This is a genomic window from Streptomyces muensis (assembly GCF_021474425.1).
Taxonomy (GTDB): Bacteria; Actinomycetota; Actinomycetes; order Streptomycetales; family Streptomycetaceae; genus Streptomyces; species Streptomyces muensis.
This window is the reverse complement of the sequence record NZ_JAKEIP010000035.1, coordinates 26,092-52,850: the sequence shown is the minus strand read 5'-3', so window position 1 is coordinate 52,850 and position 26,759 is coordinate 26,092. Positions and strand designations below refer to the sequence as shown.

At 72.1% G+C, this 26,759-nt stretch carries 19 protein-coding genes; 1 reads left to right on the top strand and 18 read right to left on the bottom strand.

Features of this window, described 5'->3' with window-relative positions; genetic code table 11:
- Positions 1-165: 165 nt before the first annotated feature.
- The 14 genes from L0P92_RS12395 to L0P92_RS12330 form a co-directional block, all read right to left on the bottom strand.
- Entirely contained in the window at positions 166-1,701 is a 1,536-nt protein-coding gene (locus tag L0P92_RS12395) for an FG-GAP repeat protein (protein ID WP_234762616.1), read from the bottom strand.
- Between the two features lie 365 nt (positions 1,702-2,066).
- A complete protein-coding gene (locus L0P92_RS12390; protein ID WP_234762615.1) occupies positions 2,067-2,693 on the bottom strand; it encodes an acyltransferase in 627 nt (208 codons plus the stop codon).
- Complete coding sequence (locus L0P92_RS45465; protein WP_234762614.1) at positions 2,690-4,204, bottom strand: glycosyltransferase; 1,515 nt, start codon at positions 4,202-4,204, stop codon at positions 2,690-2,692. Before L0P92_RS45465 ends, L0P92_RS12390 begins: the two co-directional genes overlap by 4 nt.
- A gap of 25 nt (positions 4,205-4,229) precedes the next feature.
- Entirely contained in the window at positions 4,230-5,528 is a 1,299-nt protein-coding gene (locus tag L0P92_RS12380) for a hypothetical protein (RefSeq protein WP_234762613.1), read from the bottom strand.
- Positions 5,529-5,603: 75 nt separating this feature from the next.
- Positions 5,604-6,887, bottom strand: coding sequence for a nucleotide sugar dehydrogenase (locus tag L0P92_RS12375; RefSeq protein WP_234762612.1), 1,284 nt, complete (start codon positions 6,885-6,887; stop codon positions 5,604-5,606).
- A 12-nt stretch (positions 6,888-6,899) separates the two neighbouring features.
- On the bottom strand, positions 6,900-8,564 hold the full coding sequence (locus tag L0P92_RS12370; RefSeq protein ID WP_234762611.1) for a glycosyltransferase family 2 protein: 1,665 nt from the start codon (positions 8,562-8,564) through the stop codon (positions 6,900-6,902).
- Positions 8,561-10,144, bottom strand: a complete 1,584-nt coding sequence (locus tag L0P92_RS12365) for a glycosyltransferase family 4 protein (RefSeq protein WP_234762610.1) — start codon at positions 10,142-10,144, stop codon at positions 8,561-8,563. The genes L0P92_RS12370 and L0P92_RS12365 overlap by 4 nt, the downstream gene beginning before the upstream one ends.
- Entirely contained in the window at positions 10,134-11,111 is a 978-nt protein-coding gene (locus tag L0P92_RS12360; protein WP_234762620.1) for a Gfo/Idh/MocA family protein, read from the bottom strand. Before L0P92_RS12360 ends, L0P92_RS12365 begins: the two co-directional genes overlap by 11 nt.
- Before the next feature lie 44 nt (positions 11,112-11,155).
- Positions 11,156-12,271 (bottom strand): DegT/DnrJ/EryC1/StrS family aminotransferase, encoded by a 1,116-nt coding sequence (locus tag L0P92_RS12355; protein WP_234762609.1) that lies wholly within the window; start codon positions 12,269-12,271, stop codon positions 11,156-11,158.
- Positions 12,272-12,797: 526 nt separating this feature from the next.
- Entirely contained in the window at positions 12,798-16,892 is a 4,095-nt protein-coding gene (locus tag L0P92_RS12350; protein ID WP_234762608.1) for an Rne/Rng family ribonuclease, read from the bottom strand.
- Between the two features lie 262 nt (positions 16,893-17,154).
- Entirely contained in the window at positions 17,155-17,937 is a 783-nt protein-coding gene (locus L0P92_RS12345) for a TIGR03936 family radical SAM-associated protein (protein ID WP_234762607.1), read from the bottom strand.
- Between the two features lie 48 nt (positions 17,938-17,985).
- Positions 17,986-19,110 carry a hypothetical protein gene (locus tag L0P92_RS12340; RefSeq protein ID WP_234762606.1) on the bottom strand — a complete coding sequence of 375 codons (1,125 nt, stop codon included), beginning with the start codon at positions 19,108-19,110 and terminating at the stop codon, positions 17,986-17,988.
- A gap of 82 nt (positions 19,111-19,192) precedes the next feature.
- The gene (locus tag L0P92_RS12335; protein ID WP_234762605.1) at positions 19,193-20,347 is read right to left on the bottom strand and encodes a M20 family metallopeptidase; all 1,155 of its coding nucleotides are present in this window, start codon (positions 20,345-20,347) and stop codon (positions 19,193-19,195) included.
- Between the two features lie 38 nt (positions 20,348-20,385).
- Positions 20,386-21,948, bottom strand: a complete 1,563-nt coding sequence (locus L0P92_RS12330; protein WP_234762604.1) for an AbgT family transporter — start codon at positions 21,946-21,948, stop codon at positions 20,386-20,388.
- Between the two features lie 123 nt (positions 21,949-22,071).
- Here L0P92_RS12330 and L0P92_RS12325 point away from each other — a divergent pair, with 123 nt between their 5' ends.
- Positions 22,072-23,088, top strand: coding sequence for an Lrp/AsnC family transcriptional regulator (locus tag L0P92_RS12325; RefSeq protein WP_234762603.1), 1,017 nt, complete (start codon positions 22,072-22,074; stop codon positions 23,086-23,088).
- Positions 23,089-23,117: 29 nt separating this feature from the next.
- Here L0P92_RS12325 and L0P92_RS12320 read toward each other — a convergent pair whose 3' ends face one another.
- The 4 genes from L0P92_RS12320 to L0P92_RS12305 form a co-directional block, all read right to left on the bottom strand.
- Complete coding sequence (locus tag L0P92_RS12320; protein ID WP_234762602.1) at positions 23,118-24,566, bottom strand: glucose-6-phosphate dehydrogenase; 1,449 nt, start codon at positions 24,564-24,566, stop codon at positions 23,118-23,120.
- A 149-nt stretch (positions 24,567-24,715) separates the two neighbouring features.
- Positions 24,716-25,213 carry a universal stress protein gene (locus L0P92_RS12315; RefSeq protein ID WP_234762601.1) on the bottom strand — a complete coding sequence of 166 codons (498 nt, stop codon included), beginning with the start codon at positions 25,211-25,213 and terminating at the stop codon, positions 24,716-24,718.
- Between the two features lie 294 nt (positions 25,214-25,507).
- The gene (locus L0P92_RS12310; RefSeq protein ID WP_234762600.1) at positions 25,508-26,170 is read right to left on the bottom strand and encodes a hypothetical protein; all 663 of its coding nucleotides are present in this window, start codon (positions 26,168-26,170) and stop codon (positions 25,508-25,510) included.
- Complete coding sequence (locus L0P92_RS12305) at positions 26,170-26,634, bottom strand: DUF2199 domain-containing protein (protein ID WP_234762619.1); 465 nt, start codon at positions 26,632-26,634, stop codon at positions 26,170-26,172. The genes L0P92_RS12310 and L0P92_RS12305 overlap by 1 nt, the downstream gene beginning before the upstream one ends.
- Between the last annotated feature and the right edge of the window lie 125 nt (positions 26,635-26,759).

Below are 26,759 nucleotides of genomic sequence, written 5' to 3'. Positions count from 1 at the left end.
GGGGGTACCGCCGGGGAGGGCGGCGAGGGTGCCGGTGAGTACGGCACCCGCGACGACGGCAGCGAGTGCGGCGCGACGCAGCACTCCGGTGCTCTGCGGCCGGCCGGGTCTGTGCGCGGGCACGCGCCCGCTGTGTATCGGTGTCATGGTTCCTGTCCCGTCAGATCAGCGGACCGTCGCGCCGAACGCGACGCCGCCGGCCGGAATGCCGCCCTCACCGGGCTTGAAGGTCTGCGTCGGCGCACCGCCGGCGGGCACGTTCCACGGGAAGCCGTAGACGGCCCGCCCCTCGACGGGGCCGTAGGGCACACCCACGTACAGCAGCGAGGGGGTGGCGCCCAGGGCGAGGCCGGTGAGCATGCGCGGTGCGGCGGCGGACGGAATGCCGTAGCCGGGGTCGATCCAGCTGTCGGAGGCGCCGGGCGCGCCGACCAGCGGGGCGATCTGGACGCCGCCCTTGTCGGCGTTGTCCTCGGCCCACTCCTCGCCGGGCACGCCGATGGCGACCCGGGTGGTGGTGCCGGTGGAGGTGATGTTCGGGGAGACGTTGACGGCGGCGAGCCGCTTGCCGAAGAGGTCGCCCGCCTCAGCCTCCTCGTGGACGTCCGCGGTGTTCTGGTCGATCCAGGCGGTCTGCGAGAACGAACCGCTCGACGTGATCCGGAACACCTGTACGGCGCCCGCGTCGACGGTGGTCAACAGGTCCTCGCCCGGAACGCCGACGACGAGCAGCGACTCGGTGGTGGAGGTGGCGCCCGAGGGCCGGTACGGCACCATGCTGATCGCGTCGCCGAACTGGTCGCCGACCTCCTCGGCGCCGCTGATCGTGTCCTGGTCCTGGCCGAGTCCGCCGAGCGGCTTGGGGTAGCCGGACGTGAGCGTGTGGTTGAAGTAGCCCACGCCGCCCGCAAAGGTGACGGAGCCGAGTGCCTCGCCGGGCGAGCCGACCGCGAAGTGGGTCGGGGTCGCGGCCAGGGAGGAGCCGAAGCGGTCGTCCTGTTCGGCCGTGCCGGAGACGGCGCCGGCGACGTCGGTGTCCTGATGGACCATCACGACGTTCTGCGCGGTGCCGCTGACGTAGTAGAAGGCTCCGGCGTCCTCGGTGGTGCCGAGTGACTCGCCGGGGGAGCCGATCAGCAGGAACGGCGAGCCGGACGAGGTCTTGCCGGCGGCGACCGCGTAGCCGACCCAGTCGTCGGCCTCCGCACCGCCGCCCAGCGGCCGGTCGGTGCCCTGGAAGAACTCCTTGACCGGCTTGCTGCCGGCGTTCAGCCCGCTGGTGGAGCCGTAGAGCACATGGACGGCACCGGAGTCGGGCTCGGTGCCGATGTCCTCGTAGGGCGCGCCGACCACCAGGTCGCTGCAGCCGTCGAGGTCGGCGTCGTAGACGGCCATCGAGTAGCCGTACTGGTCGCCCGTCTCGGGCACGCCCGGGACGGCGTCGAGCGCCTGGGTCAGCGTCGTGGTCCCCTTGCCGCCGCCGTAGACGACGTGCACGGCACCGGCCTTCGCCACGCCGTCGACGGTCGCCTCGGGATCGGCGACGGCGGTGTCCCTGGTCCCGTCACCGTTGAAGTCGGATTCGACGCCCGACGGGCAGGCGACGGCGGCCGCGGCGGGCGTGCCGCCGGTCCCCACCCCCCAGGCCAGGAACGCCCCTGCGATAGCGGCGGCCGCACTGCGCCGCCATGTTTTCCCCACCCTTGGCACAGACACCTCAAGATAAAGAGCGATTAAAGGCCAGAGGATCATTCCTTCACTTGATGTGCACACGCAATACACGTATGTGATCAATGATGGTGACATGCGTCACATGGGCCTCACAAGTAACGCAAATACCCCGCGAAGACCGTCGACGGGGCCTCGATCGCGCAGGGCCGATATGTGATGACAACTCATGTCATCGCGCTCGCCCGGCATTTGACCACCTGATCGATTTCGGGAGCGCGGCGCTCATTGCTCACACCTCGCAGGCCGACACCGCATGGGGACGCTCAGCAGCCCCCATCCCGGTCGGATGGGGGCTGCGTGCAACCTGCACCAGGGCGCGCCGGCGGCGCCGTGGTTCACTCGGCCGGCAGTTCCACCAGCACGGTCGTGCCATCGGCGCCCTCGACCGGCCGTTCCGCGTACCGGGCGCCGGTCTGCGGGCACTCCCACGTGCCCGGCTCGCCCTCACGTTCGACGAGGCGCACCCCGGCCCTGCCGACCCAGCCGATGCGGCGGGCGGGGACGCCGGCCACCAGCGCGAAGTCCGGGACGTCCTTGGTGACGACGGCGCCGGCCGCCACCAGCGCCCAGCGGCCGATGTGGACCGGGGCGACACAGACCGAACGGGCGCCGAGGGAGGCCCCTTCGGCCACCTTGACGCCGACGGCCTCCCAGTCGCCGCCGCGCTTCTGCTTGCCCTCGGGGTCGACGGAGCGCGGGTAGTGGTCATTGGTGAGGACGACGGCGGGGCCGACGAAGACACCGTCGCCGAGCTCGGCCGGCTCGTACACCAGGGCGTAGTTCTGCAGCTTGACGTTGTCGCCGATCCGCACGCCCGTGCCGACGTAGGCGCCGCGGCCGATCACGCAGCCCACACCGAGGCGGGCCTTCTCGCGGATCTGCGCGAGTTCCCACACGGTGGTCCCGTCGCCCAGTTCGGCGCTGTCGTCGACCTGGGCGGTGGGCTTGATGGTGTAGCTCACTGTTGAACCTTCCTGTGGCCGCCGAGCAGCAGCCGGTCGAAATCGTCGCGTACGACGGTCCAGTCCCAGGCGGAGAGCGCGTGTTCGGCGGCCGCCTGGCCCGCCTTCAGCCAGGTCTCCTCGGTGGCGGTGGTGGCGAGGATCCGCCGCGCCGCCTCCTCGGGCGTACCGACCACCCATTCCGGTGGGAAGAGCGTGCGGGCGCCCTGCGGCCTGCCCGCGAAGAACGGCCAGTCGCGTACGACGGGCACGGCACCGCTGGCGGCGCCCTCGACGAACCCGCAGTGGAAGCTCTCCCGCACCGACGTACTGAGGATCACCCCGGCCTCCTGGAGCGCGGTCGGCATGTCGTCGGTGTGTCCGGTCCGGCGGACGGCACCCGACGGTTCCAGTCGCGCGAGGTCCCGCTCCAACCGCTCGTGGTAGGCGCGTACGGCGGGACCGGTCTCGGGGTTCATGCCGCTGCCGACGAGCAGCAACCGATAGCGGTCGTCGTGCCGGCGCAGCAGCCGCAGCACCTCGACCGCCCAGCGGGGGTCCTTGGCGACCTGGCCGATTCCCACCAGAGCCAGGGTGAAGCGGGCATCGGGGTGCTTGGGGCGCCGGAAGACGGGCAGGTCCATCGCGTTGTGGATCACATGCAGGTGAGGGCCGCCCTCGCCCTGTAGCCGCGGCACCGCGGCGGTGACCAGATCGCGCACGTGGGCGCCGACGAAGACGAGGTCGTCGACACGCGAGAAGTCGATGATGTGCGGCCAGTAGCTGAGGGCCTCGAAGCTGTGCAGCCGTACGACCACTCGGGTCGTGCCGGGGTCGACCAGGGTGACGAAGGCCGCGGCGACCGTGCACCAGTCGACGAAGACCGTGTCGGCCCAGTCGAGGTGCGGGCGCAGTGCCTGCTCGATCTTGCGCCCGTAGGGCACCTGGCCTCCGACGGAGCGCTCCATCATCCGTTGCAGCCCCTTGGCGAGGGGGGCGAGTTCCGGGTCGGCGGCCAGATCGAGGGTGCGGACCTCGACGTCGGGGTGCTGCTCGTAGTACGCGGTGATGAGGGGGAGGAAGTTGGCGTTGGACCGGTTGACGATCAGCAGCCGCAGCGGCCGGTCCGCCGGAGGGGGCGCGGCTGGCGTCGCGCGGCCGCGCGGGGCCGCTGTCGCGCGCAGGACGCGGCTGCGATGGAGCGGGGCGGTGAAGCCCTGCGGATCCTCGGCCAGCGGGGACGACAGTCCGTCGAGATGCGGGACGCGGTGGAAGGCGAGCATCAGCGCCTTGGCCAGCGAGGCGGTGGCCGCCTTCTTGTCCCCCTGCTTGTGCAGCGAGTCCGCGCAGGCGAGTTCGGCCGCATAGGCGTCCACGAGACGGCGCGGGGTACGGCCGTACGACAGCTCCAGCCGCGCTGCCTCGGCCAGCAGGTCGGCCTTCCGCCTACGCCCGCCGGCGCGTCGGCCCAGGGAGCCCAGCAGCAGGGCCCCGGCGGTCGGCGCCCCCGCCCGGGCCAGGGCGGAGCTCACCGAGCGGGTGAGGCTGATCAGCCTCTCAGCGACTGTCCGAGGCACCGGCACGGCGTTTCTCCAGCTCCCGCACCGGACGCATGGCCCAGTGGCGTTCGACGATCAGGGGCAGACCCAGGACGACGGGCATCCACATCAGGACTCCGAGCCGGTCGGCTTCCTGGACGAGAGGGTGTGCGGTGACCAGGCAGGCACCCGTGAGCGCGGTCGCGAGCGCGAGCCAGCCGAGCCCGTCACCGTATGTGGCCAGGGCCCATGCCGCAAGGGCTGTGAGCAGCAGGAAGTACGGCAGGGCGGCCTGCTCGGCGAACCAGTGCCGCCAGAACCCGGCGGCCAGGCCGAACAGCGCTCCCCATGGGTCGGCGACCTCGGGAGCGGTGAAGTGCCGGGTGAAGGTGTCCTGAAGGGTGATCTGCGAGGACGGCAGGCCGAGGACACGCATCGCCACGGCGACGGAGCCGGCGGCAACGGCGGACAGCCCCGCGAACACGACCGTGCCCCGGTGCCGCAGCCGACGCGAGGCACACAGGGCGCCGACCGTGGCGGCGGTCAGGAGCGCCGCGAGCACCAGGACCGACGAGTAGCGGGTGATCACCGCCGCCACGTACGACACCACCGTGATCGCCATCGCTGTCGGCAGCCGCCGGTTGCGGATCAGCAGCAGACCGCCCCACAGCACACCGAGCGTGCAGAGCGTGAAGAGCCCCTCCCCCAGCGCCTGGGCGCTCCACCAGCCGAGCGGAGTGGCCAGGAAAGCCACCTGCCCCGCGGCGGCGGCCCTCCTGCCCAGTCCCGCGCAGCGCAGCAGCCCGAACACCAGGAGCGAGCCCGCCGCGGCCGTGACCAGCCCGAGCACCCGCATGCCGGTCAGCACCCCGAAGGCGCCCACGAAGGGCGCCGCGAGCAGCGGATAGCCGGGCCGGGTGGAGAAGATGGCCTGGTAGCGGGCGTCGCCCGTGGTGATATCGGGGGCGTCGGCCCACCGGTCGAGGCACTCGCGCTCCTCGCCCGCCTCGATCGCGCGCTCGCTCTGCCGGGTCAGCGGCTGCAGCCGCTCCTCGTGCGCCGTGCGCGCGGCGCGGCTCGCGCAGTAGGCGGCGAGCGCGGTGCCGTGCGCCTCCTCGCGCGAGGCGCCGAGGTACTGCTCGGCGGCCCGGGCGTAGCGGTAGGAGTCGGGGAAGAGCGTCCACTGCGGGCCCGCCGCGAGCTGGAGCACGGCGTACAGGACGCAGACCAGCAGGGGAAGGGCAGCCCGGTGGCGCAGCACGCGGGCGGGGGTCTGTGCCTCGGCCGGTGCCGTGGGGGCGGTGGGGGCGACGGACACGTACGGGGTTCCTGGGCAGTGGGGGGGGTGGCCCCGGCCGGCTGGCCGGGGCCGGATCCTGTGACGACCGTCGTGTCAGCCGCCGATGACGACCCGCCGGACGCCCTTCCAGGCCTGTGGGTCGGTGGTACGACGCCCATCCACCAGCACCGTGACATCCGGCAGATCCGCCGGCGTCAGCTCGCGGTACTCGGCATGGTCGGCCTGGAGGACGGCCGCGGTGACCTTCTCGCCGGCGTGCGGGGTGAGGCCGAGGGCGGTCAGTTCCTCCGCCGTGTACATCGGGTCGGAGACGTACGGCACCGCGCCGCGCGCCTTGAGGGCCTCGACCGTCGGGAAGACGCCGGAGAAGGCGGTCTCCTTGACGCCGCCGCGGTAGGCCGCGCCCAGGACGAGGACGCCCGCGCCGGTCAGGTCGCCGTACGCGGCCGCGAGCAGGTCGACGGCGTACTCCGGCATCGCGGCGTTGGCCTCGCGGGCGGAGCGCACGACGGTCGCCGCCGGGTCGTTCCACAGGTACATCCGCGGGTAGATCGGGATGCAGTGGCCGCCGACGGCGATGCCGGGCTGGTGGATGTGGCTGTACGGCTGGGAGTTGCAGGCCTCGATGACCTTCTTGACGTCGATGCCGTTGGCGTCGGCGAAGCGCGCGAACTGGTTCGCCAGGCCGATGTTGACGTCGCGGTACGTGGTCTCGGCGAGCTTGGCGAGCTCCGAGGCCTCGGCGGTGCCCAGGTCCCAGACGCCGTTGGGCTGCGGCAGGTCGTCGCGCTCGTCGAAGTCGAGGACCTGCTCGTAGAAGTCCACACCGCGGGCCGCCGACGCCTCGTCGATGCCGCCGACCAGCTTCGGGTAGCGGCGCAGATCGGCGAAGACCCGGCCGGTCAGGACGCGTTCGGGCGAGAAGACCAGGTGGAAGTCCTCGCCGGCGGTGAGGCCGGAGCCCTCGGCGAGCATCGGCGCCCACCGGGTGCGGGTGGTGCCGACCGGGAGCGTCGTCTCGTACGACACCAGCGTGCCGGGCCTGAGGCCCTGCGCGATGGCCTTCGTCGCGGCGTCCATCCAGCCGAAGTCCGGCACGCCCTCGGCGTCGACGAACAGCGGGACGACCACGACGACGGCCTCGGACTCGGCGACCGCGGCCGCGGTGTCCGTCGTCGCGGTCAGCAGCCCGGCGTCGACGGCCTGCTTGAGCTTGACGTCCAGGTCGTGCTCACCGGGGAACGGCTCGGTGCCGGCGTTGACCAGCTCCACGACCTTCTCGTTGACGTCCGCGCCGATGACCCGGTGGCCCTTGGAGGCGAACTGCACGGCCAGCGGGAGACCGATTTTGCCGAGCGCTACTACACAGATGTTCATGGACGGTCGCTACTACTTCCTCTTGGCACCGCTCGGCTTCGCGGCGGCGGATCGTCGGGGCCGTACGCTGCGGGCGAGGCGCGCCTTCACCCGCTCGGCCAGTGACGGCTTCGGCGGGAACATCCGGGCGGTGTCGATCACCACGCGTCCCTTGGGGTTGACCAGGGCGGACGCCCGGTACGGGTCCTCGTAGGCGCCCCAGCGGCGCGCCAGCGGCATCGGCTTGCCCTTGCCGCGCACCGGGATCTCGTACGTCGCACCCGCGAGGTCCACGTAGAGGCGGACGCCCAGCTTGGCCGTACGCCGCTCCAGCGGGACGCGGGCGTGCAGCACCGTGCCGGCGCCGTCCTCAGCGAGCTCCGTGCTGAACTCGCCGACCGGCGCGGCGAGGCTGTGCCCGGCCGGCAGCTTCCTGGCGCCGGGCTTGTCGGCCGACTTGGGCATGGCGCCCTGCGCCAACCGCAGGACGGCACTGTCGACGTCACCGAGGACACCGACCTTGACCGAGGCCGTGTAGGTGATGCCCTCACCCTCCTGCTCCCAGGCGGAGGCGAGCAGTTCGGTGCCCTTGGCGAGCCGGCCGGGGACCGCCTCGCCGACGAGTTCGAAGCAGCGGTCGGACAGGCCGATACGGGGGTCGCGGAAGCCGGGGTAGCGGGCATAGGCGCGCTCGCCCTCGACGACGAACGGCGGCGCCCCGTGCTGCTTCTCCGAGGTGATCGCCTCGCACAGCTCGTCGACCGCGCCGGCCTGCGCCAGGCAGATCCGCACCCGGCGCTTGACGTCCATGGCGTCACGGATGCCGTCGGTGAAGTAGGTGTCGGCGAGCCGGGCGATCCCCGCGCAGATCTCCCGCCGCAGTTCGCGGTCGAGGGCCGGGAAGTCGTCCTGGACCAGCTTCGCCAGCTCCCAGGTGAAGTGCCGGCGCAGCACGGCGTCGCGCCGCGGGCCCTCCTCGACGATCCCCGCGGTGAAGTCCATGATCTCCGCGGTGCACCGCAGCCGGGCCAGATGGTCGGCCCGGTAGGTGATGTTGCTGGCGTCGCCGCGCTTGACCGCGTAGTAGCAGGTGTAGTCGGCCACCACCGAGATCTGCTTCGCGCGCACGCACGCCTCGATGGTGAACGGCTGGTCGCTGCCCACGGGCAGGTGCTCGGGGAAGCGCAGCTTGTGCTGCTCGACCAGTTCCCGCCGGAACAGCTTGGTGTTGGCGAGGGTCCACGGCAGCGCGGAGTCGTACAGGCTGACGTCCGCCGCGTTCTCCTTGTACAGCGCCTGGTGCACGTACCGCCCGTTGGTGCCGACCATCTTGCCGACTACGACGTCCGAGCCGTGCTCGTCGGCGGCCGCCACCATGCGCTCCAGCGCCTCCTCGCCGAGGTAGTCGTCGGAGCCGATGAAGTAGACGTAACGGCCCGTGGCGACGTCGAGGGCCCGGTTGCTGGGCGCGGCCGGCCCGCCGGAGTTGGCCTGGTGGATCACCTTGACGGTGTCCGGGTACAGAGCGGCGAAACGGTCCAGCTCCGCTCCGCTGTCGTCGGTGGACCCGTCGTCGACCGCGACGACCTCCAGCCGCTCCCGGCCGATGCTCTGCCCGACCAGGGAGTTCAGGCACTCCGTCAGGTAGGGCATGGTGTTGTAGACAGCGACGATCACGCTGACGTCGGGGGTGGTCATGCCCGCGCCTCCGCCGCACTCCGGTCGGACGTCCGCCGGGACCCGCTGCCGGGCAGTTGCCCGGTGTAGACGGAGTCCAGCACCTCGGCCTGTGCCTCCCACGTCCACTGGTCGAGGAGACCGGGCGTGTCGTATACACCCCGGTACCGCTCGGCGTCGCCGAGCACCGACTTCACCGCACGCACGTAGTCCTCCAAGTCCTCGGCCCGGAACACCTCGCCCTGGCCGGTCTTCTCGACCATGGCGCCCATCGTCTTCACGTCGCTGACCACCAGGGGCAGCCGCGCGTGGGAGTACTCGAAGAACTTGGTGATGAGCGCTATCTCGTGGTTCGGCCAGTGATGGATCGGGATGACCCCGAGATCCGCGGCCGACAGGAACCGCACCACCTGGTAGTGCGGCACATACGGCAGGATGTGCAGCCGGTCGCCGACCCCGAGTTCCTCCGCCCGCGCCCGCAGGGTCCGCATGTACTCGGACTCGGTGTTGAGCACCACGAACGCGGTGTGCACCTCGGGCAGCAGCGGCAGGGACTCGACCATGATGTCGAGGCCGCGCTGCGGAGCGGCCGCTCCGCTGTAGACGGTGAGCGGCACGTCGTGCCCGATGCCGCACAGCTCCCGCAGGTCCGGGACGGGCTCGGCGGCCTGCTCTGGCGAGACCTCCGCGTCCGGGGCGTTGAGGACGACGGTGGGCTTCGCCTTCAGCCCGTGCCGCTCCTGGAGCATCCCGGCGAGAGTGTCCGACACCGTCGTCACGGCGTCGGCGTGCCGGGCGTACTCGCGTTCGTGCGCGCACTGGGCGACATGCCAGCGCGGATGCGGGTTCCACGGCTTGATGCCGGGCAGGAACTCGTGGGCGTCCCAGACCAGTTTGACGTTCCTGCCCCGGGCGCGGGCGCGCAGCGTGGCGCGGGCGCCGACGCCGAGCATGCGGAAGTCGTTGGCGTGGATCAGGTCCGGCCTGAGTTCGTCGATGACCTTGCCATAGGCCAGCTCGTAGTCCCACAGGTGCGGGTCGAGCCGGCGCCAGCTGCGGTCGCCCATGGTCTTCTGCCAGAAGGCCGTGGTGAACCGGTCCAGGGCCGAGTCCATGGCCTTGCGGCGCTTCTCCAGCGCCAGGGTCCTTCGGTGCCGCAGCTTCACCCAGGAGTACATCAGCCGGGCGGTCAGACGCGGCACCAGCAGCCGCAGCCGGGCGAGGGCCGAGCCCTCCCGCTGGGCGAGGATCAGCCGGATGTTGAGATCGGCACGCCAGGCCTTGACCCTCTGTCGCCGGTACCCGGCCAGCGGCCCGGGCTTGTAGGCCAGCGGGGAGCGCAGCACGGCGCGCCGGTACTCGTGGCGCCGCCGGGCCATCGGTCCGGGCACCCGGATCAGGCGGACCTCGGCATCGCCGATCTGCCAGGTCTCTTCCTTCCTGCCCCTGGCCTTGCCCAGCAGGACGACGTCCCAGCCGGCCTCGGCGGCCGAGCGGGCCTCCTTCTGCACGCGCGAGTCGCCGTTGACGCCGTTGTCGACGAGCATGACGATCCGCCCGCGCGTGGCTGGCCGCGCCGCCGCGTGGTTCTCAGCTGCCATGGGTTGCCAGTTCCTCCGCCCGAAGATCAACACTGCGTCCCGACACCGCCGACTCCAGCACCGCCGCAGCCACTTCGACCGTCCGCATGCCCTGACGCAGCGTGCAGATGTCGGCCGGCTTGCCGAGGACGGCGTCCCGGAACAGTTCGTGCTCGACGAGCAGCGGTTCCCGCTTCTGGATGGCGTAGCGGATCATGTCGCCCTCGGCGACGCCGCGGAAGGCCTGCAGTGCCTCCCACTCGGTGGCGACGGCCGCGTTGGAGTGGAAGGTGAGGTCGGCGGTGAGGGTGTCGGCGATGAAGCAGCCGCGCTCGCCGGTGACCGAGGTGAAACGTTCCTTGAGCGGGCTGAGCCAGTTCACCAGGTGGTTGACCATCGTGCCGTCGTCCAGGCGGCCGACCGCGGAGACCATGTCCTCGTGCGGGCGGCCGCTCTTGGAGACGACGTGCGCGGCGATGGACACGTACTCGCGCCCCGTCACCCAGCCGGTGAGGTCGATGTCGTGCGTGGCCAGGTCCTTGACCACACCGACGTCGGCTATTCGGTGCGGGAAGGGGCCCTGACGACGGGTGACGACCTGGTAGACGTCGCCCAGTTCACCGGCCTCCAGGCGGGCGCGCAGCGAACGCAGCGCCGGGTTGCAGCGCTCGATGTGGCCGACGCCGGCCACCAGGCCGCGCGACTCGAACGCCTCGACCATGCGGCGGGCGCCCTCGACGGTGTCGGCGACCGGCTTCTCGACCAGCGCGCACACCCCGGCCTCGGCGAGCTGGAGGCCGACCTCCTCGTGCAGGGCCGTGGGGCAGGCGACGACGGTGTAGTCGACGCCGAGCGCGAGCAGCTGCTCCACGGTGTCGAGCACCGGCGCGCCCTGCGCGGCGCCGTACGTGTCGCCCATCGGGTCGACGACGCCGACGAAGTCGACACCGTCCAGACCGGCCAGGACACGGGCGTGGTGGCGCCCCATCGAACCGAGGCCGACCAGTCCGGCCCGCAAGGGTCTTCCGTTGCTCACAGCTTCTCCCCCAGGGTGTTCACAGCGGTCACGACGCGGTCCAGGTCCTGCTGGGTCAGAGCAGGGTGGACCGGGAGCGAGACGACCTCGGCGGCCGCGCGCTCGGTCTCGGGCAGGTCCCAGGTGCGGCCGGCCTTCTGGTCCGGCTCCCAGTACGGCTTCAGCCGGTGGATCGGGGTCGGGTAGTACACCGCGTTGCCGATCCCGGCCTCGGTCAGCCGGGCCATGGCGGCCTCGCGGTCCCCCAGGACGCGCACCGTGTACTGGTGGTAGACGTGCCGGGCGCCCTCGGCGGCCTTCGGCGTGACCACGTTCGGCGCGGTGATGTGCTCGGTGAGGTAGGCGGCGTTGGCGATCCGGCGCTCGGTCCAGCCGGGCAGCTTGCCCAGCTGCACCCGGCCGATCGCGGCGGAGACGTCGGTCATCCGGACGTTGGCGCCGACGATCTCGTTGGCGTAGCGCTGCTCCATGCCCTGGTTGCGCAGCAGCCGCAGGGTGCGGGCGATCTCGGCGTCGCCGGTGGAGACCATGCCGCCCTCGAGGCTGTGCATGTTCTTGGTCGGGTAGAAGCTGAACGTTCCGCCGCTGCCGAACGCGCCGACCGGCGTGCCGTTCAGCGCGGCCGCGTGCGCCTGGCAGGCGTCCTCGACGACGGCCAGTCCGTGCTTCTCGGCGATCACCATGATCTTGTCCATGGCGGCGGGGTGGCCGTACAGGTGCACCGGCATGATCGCGGCGGTGCGCGGGGTGATCGCGGCCTCGACGGCGGCCGGGTCGAGGCAGAAGGTGTCGGCGTCGATGTCGGCGAAGACCACGTCCGCGCCGACGAGCCGTACGGCGTTGGCGGAGGCGGCGAACGAGAACGACGGGACGATCACCTCGTCGCCCGGGCCGAGGCCCAGCGCCATCAGCGTCAGATGCAGCGCGGAGGTGCCGGAGTTGACCGCGACGCAGTGTCGTCCGTCCACCAGCTCCGAGAACTCCTCCTCGAAGGCCGCCACCTCGGGGCCCTGGACGACCCTGCCGCTGCGCAGCACGCGCACCGCGGCCTCGATCTCCTGCTCGTCGATGACGGGCTTGGCAGCCGGTATCAACTCCTGGGCGTCACTCATCGACTCCCCCTCCTCTTCGGCGACCTCAAGGGGCGCACCACGTCGTGCCGGGTCGGGAGGGACGTTTGTCGAGCGCAGCACGTCCACGTCCCTGGACGTTCGCCGACTCTGTCGCGGCGGCGAACGGCTTTCGCGCAGCACTCCACCCCCCAGTGGGGTGCCTTGCGGGAGGTCAGCCGTGGTCCGCGTCGGACGACCGGGCGTGCTCGGCTGGGTCTACGGCGGCGGGCGTCTCAGCTGCCGGGACCGTGGTCACGTTATCAGCACAAGTACGAGAAATTTCCTCATGGTTACCACAGCGAAACGTTGGCCTGGCGTGCTGTCCATCACAAGCGATACATACAGTGACCGGGAAGTGACGAGAAGGTGACCGCCCGCACCGGCGGTGGAAGCCATGAACGCCGAAGCGCGGGGCACCGGATGAGTTCCAGTGCCCCGCGCTCGCGTCGGGCCGGGTGATCCCGAGGTCTGGTGACCCCGAGGCCCTTCAGTTGTGCCGGTCAGTCGTGCCGACCAGCCGTGCCGGTCAGTCCTCCGTCGAGGCCGAGACGGACGACGCCTTCTGCTCCGCCGCCACGGTCTTCTTCGCCGCCGACTTGGCCGCGGCCGTCTTGGCGGTCTTCGCCGCCTTCTTGGCCGTCGCCTTCTTCGCGACCGTCTTCTTGGCCGCGGTCTTCTTGGTGGCGGCCTTCTTCGCCGTCGCCTTCTTGGCCGTCTTACGGGCCGTCTTCTTGGCCGGAGCCGTCTCCTCGACGCCCTCCTCGGCGGCCTCGCTCTCCGCGGCCGGGACGACCACGACGGCCGTGTCCTCGGAGGCGGTCGGCGCGGTGGCCTTGCGCACGGCTCGGCGCCGCGGCCGGGCCGGAGCCGCGCTCTCGGCGACCGCCTCGACCGCAGGCGCCTCCGCCTGCTCCACCGGAGCCTCGGCCGGGGCCTGCGCCACCTGCTCGGGCGCCGGCGACGCGGTCTCGGCGACGGTCACCACGGTGGCCTCGGCCCCCGCGGGCGACCCGGCGGGCGCGGACACCTTACGGGTGGCGCGACGCCGCGTACGCCCCTTGGGCGCCGCCTCCTCGACAGCCGGGGCCTCGGTGGCCGGGGCCCCGACGACCGCGTCCTCCACCGCCACCGGCTCGGCCTTCGCCTCGGCGGCCGACTCCGGCTGCACCGGACGCGCGACCTCGTCGGCGACGGTCACGTCCTGGGCCGTGGGAACGGCCTCGGACTTCCTGGGCGCACCCGCAGGGGCCGACGCCCGCCGACCGCCACGGCGCCGCGAACGGCCACCGCGGCCGGCCGCGGCCTCCGCCTCGGCGACGCTGCTGTACAGCTCCTCGTCCGGCGCGAACGCGGGCTCCGGGAGCGCGGCGGGCTCGGCGGCCTCGGCAGCCACCTCGGCCTCGGTCTCCGCCTCCTCCTCGGCCGTCTCGACCGGCTCGACGGCGACGGCGGCCTCGTGGACGTGCTCGGGACCGGCACCGGCCCGCGCGCGCTTCTTGCGCTTGCCGCCACCACCGGCGGCCGTCGGCTGCTCCATGTGCACGATGACACCGCGGCCGTTGCAGTGGACGCAGGTCTCGGAGAACGACTCCAGCAGACCCTGCCCGACCCGCTTGCGGGTCATCTGCACGAGCCCCAGCGAGGTCACCTCCGCCACCTGGTGCTTCGTACGGTCCCGGCCCAGGCACTCCAGCAGGCGCCGCAGCACCAGGTCCCGGTTGGACTCCAGCACCATGTCGATGAAGTCGATGACGATGATGCCGCCGAGGTCGCGCAGCCGCAGCTGGCGGACGATCTCCTCGGCCGCCTCCAGGTTGTTCCTGGTGACGGTCTCTTCCAGGTTGCCGCCCTGACCGGTGAACTTGCCGGTGTTGACGTCGACGACGACCATCGCCTCGGTCCGGTCGATCACCAGCGAACCACCGCTGGGCAGCCACACCTTGCGGTCCAGCGCCTTGGCGAGCTGCTCGTCGATCCGGTACGTGGCGAAGACGTCGACCTCGCTCGTCCACTTCTGGAGCCGCTCCGCGAGGTCCGGCGCCACGTGGGAGACATACCCGTGGACGGTCTCCCAGGCCTCGTCACCGCTGACGACGACCTTGGAGAAGTCCTCGTTGAAGATGTCCCGGACGACCCGGACGGTCATGTCCGGCTCGCCGTACAGCAGCGTCGGCGCGTTGCCGTTCTTCGACTTCTTCTGGATGTCCTCCCACTGCGCCTGGAGCCGCTCGACGTCGCGGCGCAGCTCGTCCTCGCTCGCGCCCTCGGCGGCGGTGCGCACGATGACGCCCGCGTCCTCCGGGACGATCTTCTTGAGGATCGTCTTCAGCCGGGCGCGCTCGGTGTCGGGCAGCTTGCGGCTGATCCCGGTCATCGAGCCCTCGGGGACGTACACGAGGTAGCGGCCCGGGAGGGAGACCTGGCTGGTCAGTCGGGCGCCCTTGTGGCCGATCGGGTCCTTCGTCACCTGGACCAGGACCGACTGGCCGGACTTCAGGGCGGACTCGATGCGCCGGGGGCCGTTGGCCATGCCGAGCGCCTCGAAGTTCACCTCACCCGCGTACAGGACGGCATTGCGTCCCTTGCCGATGTCGATGAAGGCGGCCTCCATCGACGGCAGCACGTTCTGGACCTTGCCCAGGTAGACGTTGCCGACGTACGAGGTGGCCTGCTCCTTGTTGACGTAGTGCTCGACGAGCACGTTGTCCTCGAGGACGCCGATCTGCGTACGGTCGCCGTGCTGGCGGACGACCATCACGCGCTCGACGGCCTCGCGGCGGGCGAGGAACTCGGCCTCGGTGATGATCGGGACGCGGCGGCGGCCCTGCTCACGGCCCTCGCGGCGGCGCTGCTTCTTGGCCTCCAGACGTGTGGAGCCCTTGATGGACTGCACCTCGTCGGACGGCTCGGACTTCGGGCGGGGCTCGCGGACCTTGACGACGGTGCGCTCGGGGTCGCCGTCACCGGGCTCGGTGTCGACGGAGGAGTCCCCGGCACGACGGCGCCGACGACGCCGGCGACGGCTGCTGGAGCTGGACCCGCCGCCTTCCTCGCCGCGAGCGTCCTCCTCGTCCTCTTCCTCCTGCTCGGCGGTGTCCTCGGCGTCCTGCGCGGCCTGCTCGGCGGCGACCTCGTCGCCTTCGGCGTCACCGCCCTCGGACTCGGCGTCCGAGGCCTCACCGCGACGGCGGCGGCGACCACCGCGCCGACGGCGCCGACGCGACCCGGTCTCCTCGGTCTCGTCGGTGTCCTCGCCCTCGACGACGTCCTCGGCGGCCTCCTCGGCCTCCTCGGTCTCGTCCTCGGTGGCGGTCCCGACGGCCTGGGCCTCGGCCTCCTCGCCGTACCCGGCGCCACGGCGCCGACGACGACGCCGCGCGGCAGCGGGCTGCTCCTCCGCGGGAGCCTCCGCCACGTCCACGTCCACGTCCTCGGGCTCCGCGACCTCGGCCGCCGCCTCGGCGGCAGCCCGCTGGGGCGTCTGGAACTGCGGCTCGGTGAACACGGGCGCCTGGAACACGGCCATGGCGGGGCGCGCCGGGCGCGGAGCCTCGGGGGCCTCGGCTGCGGCGGACTGGGCGGGCTCGGCGAACCCGGCGGCGGCCCGACGGACGGCCCGACGACGACGGCGGGGGCCGGCCTCCTCGTCGGCCTCGGCGGCGGGCGCCTCGGCGGGCGCGGTGACACCGGCGACGGCGGCTGCCTCGGTCTCGATACCGGGGGTGACGGGCGTCTCCGCCGTCACGGCGGTCTCGGCGGGCGCCTCCTCGGCGGCCTGCTCGGCAGCGGCCTCGGCGGGCGCGGAGACCCGGCGGGTGGCACGCCGACGCGTACGACGCGGGGCGGCCTCCTCGGCGACCTCAGCGGTCTCCTCCGTCTCCGGCTCAGCGGGGGCTTCGGCACTCACGGGCGCCTCGGCGCTCTCGTCGGCCGGAGCACCGGCGGGCGCGGACACCCGACGCGTGGCACGGCGACGCGTACGACGCGGGGCGGCTTCCTCGGCGACCTCGGCCGTCTCGGTGGTCTCCTCCGCCTCAGCGGTGGCGGGCACCTCGGCGGGGGCGGTGCTCTCGGCGGCCTCGGCGGCAGCGGGAGCGCCGGCCGGGGCGGACGCGCGGCGCACCGCACGGCGACGGGTACGGGGCGGCGCCGCCTCCTCGGTCACCTCGGTGCTCTCGGCGGCGGCCGGGGCCTCCTCGGCGACCGGCGCGGCGGCGGCCACGGGCACCACGGTCTCGGCGGCCTCCGCGGCGGCCGGCGCCCCGACGGGCGCGGACGCGCGCCGCACCGCACGGCGACGCGTACGGCCGGCAGGTGCGGCTTCCGCCACCTCTTCCGCCGCTTCGGCTTCCGTGGTCTCCGCGCTCTCCTCGGCCTCGACTGCCTCGACGCTCTCGTCCGGCTTCTCGGCCGTCTCGGTCTCGTCGCTCAGCGCCGCCAGATCGGCGGTCTCGGCGACCGGTATGGCCGGCTCGACAACCTCTGCGAGCTGGGCCTCGGCGCCAGCCGCCGGCGGGCCCGCCGGGCGGGAAGCGGCACGGCGCCGGCGACGCGGCGGCAGGGTGTCGCTGGGCGTGTTCAGTTCTTCGGAACCCTGAGTGGGTTCGGTCGGTTCGAGCATGCGGGCGTTTCTCCCGTCAGGCTCCCGGGCGCCGCACCTGGTCCGGCGATATGCCGGTGACGTCCGCGGCTCGCGCGTTGCGCGACTGCCGCCGTCCGGGGCGCGGGCGCCGCACGGGAGCTCTCTGTGTCCTGTCTCGCCGGTTCCGTACGCCGAATGCGTACGGCCTGGCGAAAGTCTTCTGGTCGGTGCGCTGCCCGACCCAGGTGGCTCCCGAGTACGAGGGCGGCGCTTCGACGTCCGTCCCTACGCGGAACCTTCCTTACGCCGGCGCCGTCGCGGCGGCAGCGGTCTCGGCCTCGGTTGGGGCCGTCGCTGCCTCGCGGTCGGGCGCGAGCGGGTCGGTCACCGTGCCGGTCTCTTCATCGAACAGCCCCTGCGCCAGCCTGGTCACCGCTGCGGGGACCGGCGGCGCCAGGTCGGCCACGGCGCGGAGACCGGACAGGACGTCGTCGGGTCGTACGGCAGGCGTCACGTGCCGAACAACCAGCCGCAGTATCGCACAGGGCTGGTCGGTCGGCCTATCAGCGGCCGAACTGTGCGTTTCTGTTCCGTTGGTGCTTTTCAGGTGGACGACCGCCGGACGGGCGTCGAAGGTGCGTACGCCGTTCTTGGTCATGCGCTGGACCTCGACGGCCTCGGCGGCGTTGAAGGCGGCGACCGCGCGGTCGGCCTCGGCCGGGTCCACGCCGTCGAGCCGCAGCTCCCAGACCGACGCCGTGAGCCGGTCGGCGAGCCCTGAGGTGCGGGCCTCGACCGACTCGACGACATCGAGCCCGGCGGGCATCGACTCGTCGAGGAGCAGCCTGAGCTGCTCCGGATCGCGCGCCTCGGTGAGCGCGATCTCCAGGTACTCCGCCTCACTGCCCGTGCCGGTGGGTGCGGCATTGGCGTACGACACCTTCGGATGCGGCGTGAACCCCGCCGAGTACGCCATCGGCACCTCGGCACGGCGCAGCGCACGCTCGAAGGCGCGCTGGAAGTCACGGTGGCTGGTGAACCGGAGGCGGCCGCGCTTGGTGTAGCGCAGTCGGATGCGCTGCACCGCGGGTGCGGGCGGCGGGCCTACGGGCTGTCGCTTGCCCAGTGTCGTTCAGTCCTTCGTGAGAGCGGTCGTACTGCTACCAAGAGTACGTGTCTCGCGGCCCGGAGGTTCCCGCCGGGCGACTGCTTCGGGCTGCTTCGGCTCGCCGAAGAGCATCCGGCGGAAGTCGGCCCGGGCCTGCCGTACGGACTCGCGGGCGGCGGTGAGGGCCTGCCGGGTGGCGCGTCCCACACTGCGCGCGGCCTCGGCGACGGGCCGCAGCACGGCGTCCCGGACGACGTGTCCGACCGGTGTCAGCACCGTCCGGTACACCCAGCGCACCGGCTCCACGAAGGTCCACCGGAAGAGGTTCGCGAGGAACCGTCCGACGGCGAGCGAGATCCGCCCGGCGACCCGCCAGGCGTGACCGAGCGCGTCCCAGATCTCCTTGCCGACGACGGCGAGGACGCGGCCGACGGGGGCGAGGACCCAGCGGTACAGGGCCAGCGCGGGCAGGACGAGCAGCACGCGCGCGATCCAGTACAGGGAGATCCCGATGCCGGTGAAGATCGTGCCCAGCAGCCATACGAGGCCCCTCGCGCACCAGGCGACGGCCCGGCCGACCGGCGTGAGGATCCACTCGTACACCCACAGTGCCGGGACGACGAGGAGGTACCGCGCCAGCCAGGCCACCGCGGCGAAGAGGCCGAGCCCGATCGCGGCGAGCACGGCGCCCAGGCCGCGCAGGACCCACATCACCGCATGCCCGATCGGAGTGAGCACGCGCGCGTAGAGCCACGCCAGGCCGGCCCCGATCCCTCGCGCCAGCCACGCGCACGCGTGCCCGACCGGAGTCAGGACGTACCGGTACAGCCACACGAGGGGCACGACGAAGAGGATGTTCCCGAGCCAGGCGAGCCCCCGCGCCACGGGGACCACGACGTATCGCCACAGCGCCACGAACGGCCACACGAACAGCGCCCGCCCGAGCCACAGCAGCGCCCGGCCCACCGGCCGCAGCACGGTGTCGTTCAGGAAGCGTCCGGCGACGACGAGCGCGTCCCACGCCATCCGCACCGGCACGACCAGCACGAGCACGACGATCCGCACCGGTATGCGGATCGCGGCCACCAGGCACCCCTGGGGTTCCTGGGGTGCCGGGCGGGGCGGCGGTGGTGGCTTCTCGAGATCCATACCGTCGTAGACGCGGGGAGCGGGCCGCTCGGATGCGGGTCGGGGACACGATCCGGCAACTACTTCGCCGGCTCCTGAGTGGCTACTGCGCGCACGCCGTGAGCAGCCCCGCCAGCAGTGCCGTCCGCGCGGGGACGTGGTCCAGCAGGACGTGCTCGTGGCGGGCGTGGGCGCCGCCGCCGACCGCGCCGAGGCCGTCCAGGACGGGCCGGCCGAGGGCGGCGACGAAGTTGCCGTCGCTGGCGCCGCCGACGGAGGTCTCCGCGAGCCGCCACCCCAGCTCGCCGGCGATCGACTGCGCCTGTTTGAACAGGAGCTGGGAGCCGGGGTCGGGCACCATGGGCGGGCGGTTCCAGCCGCCGGTGACGGTGACCCGGACGCGCGGGTCGGCGGGCCGCAGGGCGGCCAGCGCGGCGTCGATACGGGCCGCCTCGGCGGGGACGGCGATGCGCACGTCGATGGCGCAGTGGGCGTGCCCGGCGATGACGTTGGTGCCGGTACCGCCGCTGATCACGCCGACGTTGACGGTCGTGCCGCGCTCCCGGGAGCCCAGGGCGGCGATCCGGGTGACCAGTTCGGCGAGGGCGTGCACGGCGCTCGCGCCCGCGTAGGGGTCGAGGCCCGCGTGCGCCTCGACGCCCGTCACGGTCACCTCGAACAGCCCGACGCCCTTGCGGGAGGTCTTCAGCGCCCCCTCCGGTCCGGCCGCCGCCTCGCACACCAGCGTGGCCGCCGCGTCCTCGCTCAGCCGTTCGATGTGCGGGCGGGAGGCGGGGCTGCCGATCTCCTCGTCGCCGTTGAGGAAGAGGCGTACCGAGGGGTGCGGCAGCTCCAGTTCGCGCAGCAGCCGCAGCGCCCACACGGCCTGCACCAGGCCCAGCTTCATGTCGAACGCGCCGGGCCCGCTCGCCGAGCCGTCCTCGGTCACCCGGAACGGCCACTCGGCGAGGGTGTCGGCCGGCCACACGGTGTCGTAGTGGCACAGCACCAGGACGGTCGCCGGGGCTGTTCCGCCGTACGACAGCTCCAGCATGTCGCCGTGCGGGCCGCCGTCATGGCGTCGTACCCGGTCGGGCGGGCCGAGTCTGCGGTGCGTCCACTGTTCGACGGCCGCCAGGCCCTTGTCCAGCAGTTCCTTGTCGTGGCTGGGGGTTTCCAGTTCGACCAGGGTGCGCAGGTCGTCGGTGATCTCGGGCAGGGCGGTGCGGGCCAGGGACTCGATGCGGCGCGGCGGCACGGGCGGTTCTCCTCGTACGGGTGTGATGGCGGTGGCGGTCAGCGGACGGGGACTCCCGGGCCCAGCGGTATGCCGAGTGCCCACCAGGCGTAGAACAGCAGCGTCCAGGCGGCCAGCATGGTCAGGCACAGCGGCAGGGTCAGGGAGAGAAGCGTGCCGATGCCGGCCGAGCGGCGGTAGCGCTGGACGACGCCGAGCGTCATGACGAAGTAGGCGCTCATCGGGGTGGCCGCGTTGGTGCAGGAGTCGGCGATGCGGTAGACCGCCTGGGTCACCTCGGGCGGGATGTCGAGCAGCATGAACATCGGCACGAACACCGGGCCGACCAGGGCCCATTGTGCGGAGCCGCTGGTGACGAGCAGGTTGATCACCGTGCAGACGAGGAGGATGCCGAGGAACGCCCATCCTCCGGTGATACCCGCCGACTTGAGCAGGTCGGCGCCGCGGATCGCCATGACCTCGCCCACGCCGGTCCACTTGAAGTAGGCCAGGAACTGGGAGACCGCGAAGAACAGCACCAGGATCGGCGCCATCTCGCGCAGTCCCTTCGCCATGTGGTCGGGGATGTCCTGTCCGGTGCGCACGGTGCCGACGGCCCGCCCGTACACGGCGCCCGCGATCAGGAACGCCACCGCGAGCACCACCGCGATCCCGGTCAGCACCGGCGACCGCACGATGCTGCCGCCCTCGCCCCGCAGGGGCGAGGAGCCCGGGATCATCGCCACGACGACGACCGTGACGGACGCCAGCAGCGCCCATCCGGCGTTGCGCAGCCCGCGCCGCTCGTCGGCACCGAGGGTGAGGGGCGCGGGCGTGTGCTCGTCGCCGTCGGTGTCCTGGTCCATGGGCTCGGGCTCGTCCGGCATGGCCGCGACGCGGCGGGCGATGACCTTCTCGGTGACGACGGTGATGACGGCGGCGAGCACCACCGAGGACCCGATGGAGAAGAAGTAGTTGGACAGCGGGTTGACGACATAGGATGGGTCGACGGTCTGCGCGGCGGCGGTGGTGAGCCCGGCGAGCACGGCGTCGGTCGGGGTGACCAGCGGGCTCGCGTCGTATCCGGCGGACACCGACACGAACGCCACGACCGCGCCGAGCATCGGGCTGCGTCCGACGGCCCTGAAGGCCAGCGCGCCGAGCGGCACCAGCACCACGTAGGCCGCGTCGGACGCGGCGTGCGCGACCATCGCGGTGAACGCCAGCGTGAACGTCAGCCACCGGGCCGGGACCCGGGCGACGGCGCCCCGCAGCATCGCCGGGAGCAGGCCCGAGCGGTCGGCGACGGCCACGCCGAGCATGACGACCAGGATGGTGCCGAGCGGCGGGAAGGTGGCGTAGTTCGTCACCGCGTCGTCGATCATCATCCGCAGCCCCTCGCCCGAGACGAGGCTGCGCACGGTGACGGTCCTGCCGCCGGCCGGGTTCACCGCGGAGGCGCCGGCGGCGGACAACGCCCAGCTGACGAGGGCCAGTACGACGCTGAGGACGCCGAACAGCCAGAAGGGGTGGGGGAGTTTGTTGCCCACTCGCTCGACACGGACCAGCAGGGCCATCAGCCCGGTGAGCGGGGCCTGTTCGGTGGTCTGGTTGGAAGCCACCCTTCCATTGACTCCCCAGCCGAAGGATTCATGCAAGAACGGCGTCAGTTTCGAGCGTATCGTTCATAGAAAAATCAGCCCCTGACCGATTCGGTCCAGGCAGGATGTACGACGATGTACGGCATGTCGCTCCTGGACGCTGACGACCTCGACCTCGTCGCCGCACTCCAGCACGCCCCGCGTGCCCCCCTCAGCCTGCTCGCCGAGGCGCTGGGGGTGTCGGCGAGCACCGTGGGGCGCCGATTGGCCCGGCTGGAGTCGGACCGGCTGCTGCGGGTGATCGGCCAGCTCGACTGGTCGGTGTCCGGCGAGGGCCATCCCTGGCACGTCTGGGTGACGGCGGAACCGGGCGGCGCCCCCGAAGTCGCCCGCCGGCTCGCCGAGTTGCCCGGCACGACCCTGGTCGCCGTCACCGCCGGCACGACGGACGTCTACTGCTCGGTCCTCCCCGAGCGCCGGGCCGACGTCCGCGACCTGCTCACCCGGAGCATCCCCGCCACCCCCGGCGTCCGCTCGGCCCGCTCCGAACTCGTCCTCTCCGCCACCGCCAAGTCCGACGCCTGGCGCCTGCCCCGCCTCACCGACGCCCAGATCCACCGCCTCAGCGTCCACGCGGCACCGGACACCCCCACCGGCCCGCCACCCGGCCCCGCCCCGCTCACCGACGACGAACTGCGCACCCTGGGCCTGCTCGCCGCGGACGGCCGTACCACCGCCGCCCAGATCTCCCGCCGACTGGCCATCGGGCAGTCCACGGCCTACCGCCTCACCCAGTCCCTGCTCCAACGCGGCCTGGTCCGCCCCCGCGTGGAGATCGAACCGTCCCTGCTCGGCTACGCCCTGGAGGCGGTCGTCGCCCTCACGGTCTCCCCCGGCGCGATCACCGACGTCGCCACGGCCCTGTCCACCCACCCCTCGGCACGCTACGTCTCCACCACCGCGGGCCACTCCTGCGTGGTCCACCAGGGCGTCTTCCGCGACGAACGCGCCCTCGCCGACTTCCTCACCCACGACCTCGCCGAACTCCCCGGCGTGACCTCCTTCGACGTCTCGATCGTCCTGGAAGCCCTGCGCCGCCACTGGCTGGACCGCGCGGACGGCCGCCTGGCGGACGCGGCATCCGCAAGGGACGGCGGCTGAACGTCCTCGTCACCCTGGTGAGGGGGCCTTCAGATGTCGTCCGACGGGGCCGCCGGCTCGTGCAGCAGGTCCTCCCGCCGCTGGAGGCCCTCCTCGTACGGCGAGGGCGGCGGTGGCCCGTCCGAGCCGGCCGGGTACTCCTCCAGCGGGACGAGGTCCTTCTCCCAGGCGTCCAGTACGGGTTCGAGGACCCGCCACGCCTCCTCGGCCTCGTCAGCGCGGATGGACAGAGCGGGGTCGCCCCGCAGGACGTCGAGCAGCAGCCGGCCGTAGGCGGGCAGGCCCGGGGGTTCCATCGCCGCGGTCAGCGAGAGCGGGGTCAGTTCGTGCGCCTGGGAGCCGATGCCCGTCAGATCGAGGGTCAGACCCTCCGGTTCGAGCTGGAAGCGCAGCACATTGGGCAGGGCTTCGCCACGGTGGCCGAACGGCAGATGGGGCACGGCGCGGAAGCGCACCGCCACCTCCTTGCGGTCCTCCTTGAGGGCCTTGCCGCTGCGGAGCCGGAAGGTGGTGCCGGCCCAGCGCCAGCTGTCCAGTTCCAGCTCCACCTCCGCGAACGTCTCGGTACGGCGCTCGCTGCTCACGCCCTCCTCGTCGACGTAGGCCGGAATGTCGTGGCCGTCGATCCGGCCGGGCAGATAGCGCGCACGGCGGGTGCGGTGCACGACGTCGTACTCGGTCAGCAGCCGCACCGAACGCAGTACGTCGACCTTCCGGTCGCGCAGGTCGCGTTCGCCGAGGGTGATCGGCGGTTCCATGGCCACCAGGCAGAGCAGTTGGAGGAGGTGGTTCTGGATCATGTCCTTGAGCGCGCCGACGTGGTCGTAGTAGCCGGCCCTGCCTTCCAGCGCGAGCGTCTCGTCCCAGATGATCTCCACTTCGGCGATGTGCGTGCTGTTCCAGATGGGCTCCAGCATCCGGTTGGCCAGGCGGCTGCCGAGCACGTTCTGGACGGTCGTCATGGCCAGGAAGTGGTCGACGCGGAACACCGCCTGCTCCGGCACCAGGTCGGCGAGCAGCCCGTTCAGCTCCCGCGCGCTCGCCAGGTCCTCGCCGAACGGCTTCTCCAGCACGATCCGGCTGCCCTTCGGCAGGCCCACCTCGTGCAGTGCGGTGACCGCGCGCGGGAAGAGGGCCGGCGGGAGGGCGAGATAAACGGCGACCGGTCCGTCGCCGGCGACGGCCTCGGCGATGCCGGCCTCGGCGATGTCCGCGGAGCCGGTGACATCGGCCCGCACATAGCGAGCCCCGCCCACGATCGCCTCCCTCGCCTGCGCCGCATACGCTCCGCCGTGCCGGTCGAGCTGGGCGCCGATCCACTCCCGGAACTGCTCACTGCTCCACTCCTCCCTGCTCGCACCGGTCAGCCGGAACCGGTCACCGAGATGCCCCGCCTCCTGAAGCGCGGCCAGCGCCGGCAGCAGGTAGCGGGCGGTGAGGTCCCCGGTCGCACCGAAGACGGCGAGCCGGTCGATCATGCCCACGCACCTGCCTTCGCCCGGCCGAGCTTCATGCCCCTGGCGATGATCCCGACACGGCGGAACGTCTGAGGGAAGTTGCCCATGAACTCTCCTGTGGACGGGTTGATCTGCTCCGACAGACCGCACGCCGGGACCGTCGACCGGCCTCACTGTCCACCGCGAGGCCCATCGCCATCGCCACCGGCATGATCGCCACCCTCCCGGAACACGACGACCGGACACGCCGCATGCTGCGCACAGTGCTGGGCGACGGACCCCAACAGCAGCCCCGCGAACCCCCCGAGCCCCCGGCTCCCGACCACGAGCAGGGACGCGTCCCGGGCCATGCGGAGCAGCACACTGGCGGGCGTGCCGTAGTGCACCTCGGTCCGCACCTCCACCGGTGGCCGCGACCCCACGGCCTCCTCGACAGCCCGCTTGAGATCGTCACGCGCCCGGCCTTCCAGCGCCTCTTCGTCGCTGCTGGACGGGGGCAGCCAGCCGAGCGCGCCATGAAACTGCGGCATGTCCCAGGCGGTCACCGCCAGCACCTCGCCGCGCGTGAGCTCCGCCTGCCGCACCGCCCACCGCAGCGCCTGCTTCGACGAGTCCCAGCCGTCCACCCCGACCACGATGCGGTCCGTCCCGTCGCGCTGGTCAGCCATGTTCTCTCCTCGACAGATCCACAGAGGGCGGCCCGGCCTTGTCCCATGGTCAGCTCCCGACTCACCGCTCGCGACCGGGAACGCACGACAGCCCCTGACCGGCCTCTCCCGGTCAGGGGCTGTCCTACGTGTGTGGCCGCTTCGCGAACCTCGGTCAGTGCGAGTGCCCGCCAGGCGCCCCCGCCGCGTTCTTGACCGTCAGCGGCAGCAGCTTCTTGCCGGTCGGGCCGATCTGGATGTGGGTGTCCATCTGCGGCCAACTGTGTGCTCAGATCCGGAGGCGCTGGTGAACGGTCAGCCGCCGTGGAGGCCCCACTCGTCGAGGCCTCCGTAGACGTGAGCCTCAAGGCATTGCGGTGCGTCAAGGCCGACGGCTTCGCCGCGGTACAGGGCGATCAGCGAGTCCTCGCCTCGCCACCACATATCGGTCAGGCCCTGCACCTCAGGCACCGGCTCATACCCACCGAGGTCCAGGGACTCGACGGCCTTGCCCCTGATCTTGGTGACGGTCCTGGCCCAGCGTCCGGCATGGGCGGCGAGCGCCAGGGACTCCACCCATCCTTCTGTGCTGGTGTGCAGGGGTGTCCAGCGGTTGGCATCAATCCCGAACTCGCCTTCAGGTCCGATCATGAATCCGTAGGCCATGGACACCCGACCGCTCCCGGCCGAGAACGACCAGCCCTCTGTCGCCGAGCCCTCGGGATGGCCGGCGTCCAGGATGCGTGGGCCGCCCTCGTAGAACGGGGCCGGCGGCAGAGCAAGGCCGCCCCAGCGGTCCTGAAACTCCGCGGCCCGGGCGATCTCCGCCGCGGGGATCCCGTACCGGCCCCGGGCCTCGTGGTGCCGCCGGCGGTCCTGCACCGGGACACGGATGCCGGCCACTTCAAGGAACCTCTGGGCTCTGCGGCTCAAGCCTGAAGGCGCGACCGGGATCGGCGACGCCGATGCACCGGCCATCACTGCTCCTCGCTGCTGTCGGCGTGGAGCACGGACTCCGCGATCTCCCGCACGCGGTCCATGGTGATCCCCGTGCGCTGTTCGACGGCGAGGGGATGCTCAGTGGGCTCCAGTTCGACGTAGGGGCGCTCGCCAACCGGGCGGGTGTGGACGTGGGTCTTGAGATTGAGCGTCGTGGGCGAATAGACCGGCAGATCAGTGGTCATCCAGCCGAAGTACGGCTTCTCGGTCTCCCGGCCCAGCGTGTCCCACAAGTCCGCCGAGCGGGAGAAGTTCTCGCGGCTGAGCGAAACCCAGACGCCCCAGGAGAACACCTCGTCGCTGTCGATGATCGGTATCTCGATCATGCCCTTCACGAAGTAGTGCTGCGCATGTACCACGCACTGGTCCGAGGAGAGCAGGCAGTCGTCGGCGTCGGCGAACGCCGGATCCCACACAGCCGGGGCCTCGGCAGAGTAGTTCATCGGCAGCTCAGCGTGGTGGGCACCGCAGCACGAGCAGGTGAACCCGAGATCACTGGTCATGGCACTGGAGCCTAGTGGCGAATTCCGACACCACCTCGGGTAGGAGCCCCTCCCGTCCCGCTGCC